The following is a 4621-nucleotide window of genomic DNA, read 5'->3' on the forward strand; positions in this document are numbered from 1 at the left end:
GAATGACCAGCGCCAGGAACACGTTGAACTCGGCAGGCCAGGGGCGCTTCTTGGCGTCATAGCTCAACCCGCCAATGCCATGCGATGTCTGTGACACGTCTTCTTCCTCCGAATGACCGCGCCCGTTCTCCCGCCCGGCGGGGTGGGAGAAGGAAGGGAGCGGCGCCGCTTGTCAGCAGCCGGTTTCAGCCAGTCCGATGCGTCGGAGCGCCGCTCCTGGGTTTGTCTTCACGCAATTCCGTACGGAAACCTTTTCCTGGAATTGCGCTGGCGCAGCCTCAGTTCTTCTTCAGGAACTTGTCGATGTTCGCCGGCGTGACGAGCTGGAACGGGATATAGACCTTGTGTTCCACCTTCTCGCCCTTGGCGAGCTTCAGCGCCGCGTCGAGGGCGCCGGCACCCTGGCCGGCCGCGTCCTGGAAGACCGATACGTCGAGATCGCCCGCCTGCATCGCGGCCAGCGCGTCCTGGGTGGCGTCGACGCCGCCGACCACGACCGACTTCATGTCGATGTTGGCGGCCTTCATCGCCTGGATGGCGCCGATGGCGCTCTCGTCGTTGTTGGCGATGACGCCGTCGAACGGCTTGCCGGACGACAGCCAGTTGGTCATCAGGTTCTGCGCCTCGTCACGCTTCCAGTTCGAGGTCTGCTTGTCGATGATCTTGATGAAGTTGCAGTCCGGCGTGGCGATCACTTCATCGATATCCTTGGTGCGCTGCACCGCGGCCTGGTTGGAAAGCTCGCCCATGATGACATAGACATTGGCTTCCTTCTTGCCGGCTTCCTTGAACAGGCGGCAGGCTTCCTTGGTCTCGAGCGTGCCGGATTCAGCCTCGTTCGAAGCGACGAAGGCCTGGTTGTCGGGCAGCGCATCGACATTGACAGGCTCGCGGTTGACATAGACCAGCGGGATCTTGGCCGCGGCGGCCGCGTCCGACATCGCCTGCGTGGCCGAAGTGTCGACCGGGTTGACGATGATGGCGTCGACGCCCGAAGCGGCGAAGTTCTTGATCTGGTCGAGCTGCTTGGCGACGTCGTTCTGCGCGTCCTCGACCTGCAGCTGGACGCCATCCATGCCCTTGGCCTGCGCGATCATGCCGTTGCGCAGCACGGTCAGGAAGTTGTCGTCGAAAAGAGCCATCGAAACGCCGATCTTGGCGGCGAAGGCGGACGAACTCATCAGCGCCGATAGCGCGACGCCCAAAAGCAGTTTCTTCATTTTATTTCTCCTCCACTTGGTGTCCGGCTGCACCGATTGAACCGGAATCCCCGATCTCTCCGGGGAATCTCTCCCTGCGTCCATTCCGACGGCGTTTTCACTGCGCAGTGGAACGCCTGATCCTCTGTTTGAAACAGATGTTCCGGAACGAAAGAACCAAAATGCCTAGTTGGTGAAATATTTATTCCATTTCGCCTGGAGTCGTCAAGGGCGATTCGGAATGAAGGCTCCGGATTTTCATTCCCGCACGGCGCCAGGCGGAGGCTCGGCCCGAGGATCGCCGGCCTTGGACCGGATTTTGCCGCCTGTTAGAACCGTGACAAAATCTTATCAGCCTGATGGATTACATCACCAACCCGGAGGACGCGGCTCAGATGTTCTCGGGCAGATAGATGTCGAAGGGCAGGAAAGTCTGCCCCGGCGCATTGGCGGCGCCGCTCTCGATGGCATGCGCCATCAGTCCGACAAGCTCGCGGCACAGCGCCGCCAGAGGCGTCGAGATCACCATGGTGAGGATGTTGTCGGCAAGGGCTGCGCGCGATTCGGCATTGATCTCGTTGCAGATGACCACCGGCATGCTTGCCGGCTTCGCCGTCCTCAGTGCCGAGACCGCGCCTTCCATGCCGCCGCCGGCGACGTAGCAGCCGGCAAGATCCGGATGCCGGGCCAGAAGGTCGAGCATCGCGTCATGCGTCACCTGGTTGGCTTCCAGATTGACCAGCGTCTCCAGCACCGTGAAGTCCGGCGCGTGTTCGCGGAAATAGGAGCGGAAGCCGATCTCGCGCAATTCATGGCCGTGGAAACGGTGGCTGCCGACGAAGAGCGCGACCTTGCCGGGCTTCTTCGCTGCCTTGGCGATCATCCAGGCCGCCGTGCGCCCGACCTTGCGGTTGTCGAGCCCGACATAGCCCTCGCGGATGCCGGCGGCGAAGTCGGACAGCAGCGAGAAGACCGGCTGCCCCCTCGCCTTCAACGCTTCCACGACCGCCGTCAGCGTCGGATGGTCCGGACCGACGACGGCGATCGCCCTGGATTTCGCCGCCAGCCTGCGCATTTGGCCGGCAATCTCGTCGGGCGCCAGCGAACCGGCGAAATCGATGGTCGCGACACCACGGAAGCGTTGCGACTGCGAGACCGCCAGTTCGAGCTCCCGTGCGAAATCGCCGTAGAAGACATCATTGCCCCTCAGGAGCAGGAAGCCGAGGCGGTATTCCGGCATTTCCTGGCGCATGCGCCGCTTGATCAAGCCGGCGGCGTGATAGCCGATATCGGTCGCGGCCTCGTAGACGCGGCGGGCGGTTTCCTCGCGCACCGGCAAGCGATTGTTCAGCACTCTGTCGACGGTGGCGACGCTGACGCCGGAAACGCGCGCGAGATCGGTGATGGTCGGCCGCCTTGCCATGATCGCTCCTTCTCTGACCAACTCAGAATAACTCATCTTGATAGGAAATGATAGAAACTATCTTTGTGATGTTGAGACTATCATGCCTTGGCGCTATGGTGAAGTCGAAGCCAGCCATGCGCGAACCCGGCACCGCAGAGAGCCATTCGCCACGTGCTGATGGAGGAACCCGAAATGACGGCAATCACGTCTCCGGCGCTGTCCGGACGCGACTACAGCCTGACCGGCCGCGATGCCAAGCGCGCGGTCGAGAAGGGGCTCGCGGCGGCCGAGTGGTACCACACCGAGATACCCCGCAAGCAGATGAAGGAGCTGATGCAGCGCTCCGACCAGCCGGCGATCCGCGACACCGTCATCTGGCTCGGCGTGCTGATCCTCAGCGGCGCGGGCGGGGCCTGGTTCTGGGGCACGTGGTGGTGCGTGCCGTTCTTCTTCGTCTACGGCGTGCTCTACGGCTCCTCGACGGATTCCCGCTGGCACGAATGCGGCCACGGCACCGCCTTCCGCACCCAGTGGATGAACGACGCCGTCTACCAGATCGCCTGCTTCATGATCATGCGCAATCCGGTGACCTGGCGCTGGAGCCATACGCGCCACCACACCGACACCATCATCGTCGGCCGCGACCCGGAGATCGCCGTCATGCGGCCGCCGGATCTTGTGCGCCTGGTCCTGAACTTCTTCGGCATTCTCGACGTCTGGCACGCGATGACCGACATGGTGCGCAACGCCGCCGGCGTCATCAGCGCCGCGGAAAAGACCTTCATTCCCGAACAGGAGCAGCCCAAGGCTATCCGCGCCGCCCGCATCTGGCTGGCCATCTATGTCGCCACCATCGCGCTGGCGCTCTATCTTCATTCATGGCTGCCGCTGATGCTCGTCGGTCTGCCCCGCCTCTATGGCGCCTGGCACCATGTGATGACGGGACTGCTGCAACATGGCGGTCTCGCCGAGAATGTCATCGACCACCGCCTGAACAGCCGCACCGTCTACATGAACCCGGTCAGCCGGTTCATCTACTGGAACATGAACTACCATGTGGAGCACCACATGTTCCCGATGGTGCCCTATCACGCGCTGCCCAAGCTGCACGAGCTGATCAAGCACGACCTGCCGGCGCCGACACCGTCGATCCTGGCCGGTTATCGCGAGATGATCCCCGCCTTCCTGCGCCAGTTGCGCAACGAGGATTATTTCATCAAGCGCGAGCTGCCGCCGACGGCGAAGCCCTATCGGGAAGAGCTGCACAACGACAATCCGGTGGCGACCGCAGCCGAATGACCGGTTCCGACGCAAGCCGGCTATCAAATCTTCGCTGGAGGACGACATGAGCGACTGGGTCGAGGCCTGCGCGGCCGGAGACATCGACGAAGAGGATGTGATGCGGTTCGATCACGCCGGCCGCACCTACGCGGTCTATCGCAGCCCGGACGACGAATATTTCGCGACCGACGGCCTCTGTTCGCACGAGAAGGTGCATCTCGCCGACGGGCTGGTGATGGACGACATCATCGAATGCCCGAAGCACAATGGCCGCTTCAACTACAAGACCGGCGACGCGCGTGGCGCGCCGGTATGCGTCAACCTCAAGACCTATCCGGTCAAGGTCGACGGAGGCAAAGTCCTCATTCAGGTCGGGTGATGACGATGACGGGAGGAATGGTCATCATCGGCGCCGGCGAATGCGGCGGGCGCGCGGCGCTCACCCTGCGCGACCTCGGTTTCGAAGGGCCGGTGACGCTGGTCGGCGACGAGCCGCATCTGCCCTATGAGCGGCCGCCGCTGTCGAAGGAGGCGATGACCGGCGAGGCGCCGGTCATCAAGGCGATCGCCAGCGACGAGCTTCTGGCCGAGCGCTCGATCCGTCACATCCATTCCGTCCGGGCCGTGGCAATCGACCGCGCCGCGCATGTCGTGCGGCTCTCGGACGGCTCTTCGCTTCCCTACGACAAGCTGCTGCTCGCCACCGATGATGGCGACGCGATTTCCCGCGCTGAGA

5 protein-coding genes are annotated in these 4621 nt (G+C 63.1%); 3 read left to right on the top strand and 2 right to left on the bottom strand.

Annotated elements, in window-relative coordinates; genetic code table 11:
- Nucleotides 1-278 precede the first annotated feature (278 nt).
- Entirely contained in the window at nucleotides 279-1220 is a 942-nt protein-coding gene (locus EOA38_RS28565) for a sugar ABC transporter substrate-binding protein (protein ID WP_126090825.1), read from the bottom strand.
- A 370-nt stretch (nucleotides 1221-1590) separates the two neighbouring features.
- A complete protein-coding gene (locus EOA38_RS28570) occupies nucleotides 1591-2622 on the bottom strand; it encodes a LacI family DNA-binding transcriptional regulator (RefSeq protein WP_126090826.1) in 1032 nt (343 codons plus the stop codon).
- Nucleotides 2623-2796: 174 nt separating this feature from the next.
- On the opposite strand from EOA38_RS28570, the gene EOA38_RS28575 reads away from it, so the two are divergent.
- The 3 genes from EOA38_RS28575 to EOA38_RS28585 all read left to right on the top strand — a co-directional run.
- A complete protein-coding gene (locus EOA38_RS28575; protein ID WP_127300807.1) occupies nucleotides 2797-3903 on the top strand; it encodes a fatty acid desaturase family protein in 1107 nt (368 codons plus the stop codon).
- Nucleotides 3904-3949: 46 nt separating this feature from the next.
- A complete protein-coding gene (locus EOA38_RS28580; protein WP_126090828.1) occupies nucleotides 3950-4264 on the top strand; it encodes a MocE family 2Fe-2S type ferredoxin in 315 nt (104 codons plus the stop codon).
- Nucleotides 4264-4621 (top strand): FAD-dependent oxidoreductase (locus EOA38_RS28585; protein WP_189434978.1); only part of this gene is annotated, 358 nt, incomplete at its 3' end. The genes EOA38_RS28580 and EOA38_RS28585, both read left to right, overlap by 1 nt.

This window comes from Mesorhizobium sp. M1E.F.Ca.ET.041.01.1.1, assembly GCF_003997355.1.
In the GTDB taxonomy this organism is placed as follows: Bacteria; Pseudomonadota; Alphaproteobacteria; order Rhizobiales; family Rhizobiaceae; genus Mesorhizobium.

Excerpts from the sequence above, each read along its gene's own strand:
- EOA38_RS28580 (WP_126090828.1), top strand. The coding sequence starts at position 3,950 with ATGAGCGACTGGGTCGAGGCCTGCGCGGCCGGAGACATCGACGAAGAG.
- EOA38_RS28565 (WP_126090825.1), bottom strand. The coding sequence starts at position 1,220 with ATGAAGAAACTGCTTTTGGGCGTCGCGCTATCGGCGCTGATGAGTTCG.
- EOA38_RS28575 (WP_127300807.1), top strand. The coding sequence starts at position 2,797 with ATGACGGCAATCACGTCTCCGGCGCTGTCCGGACGCGACTACAGCCTG.
- EOA38_RS28570 (WP_126090826.1), bottom strand. The coding sequence starts at position 2,622 with ATGGCAAGGCGGCCGACCATCACCGATCTCGCGCGCGTTTCCGGCGTC.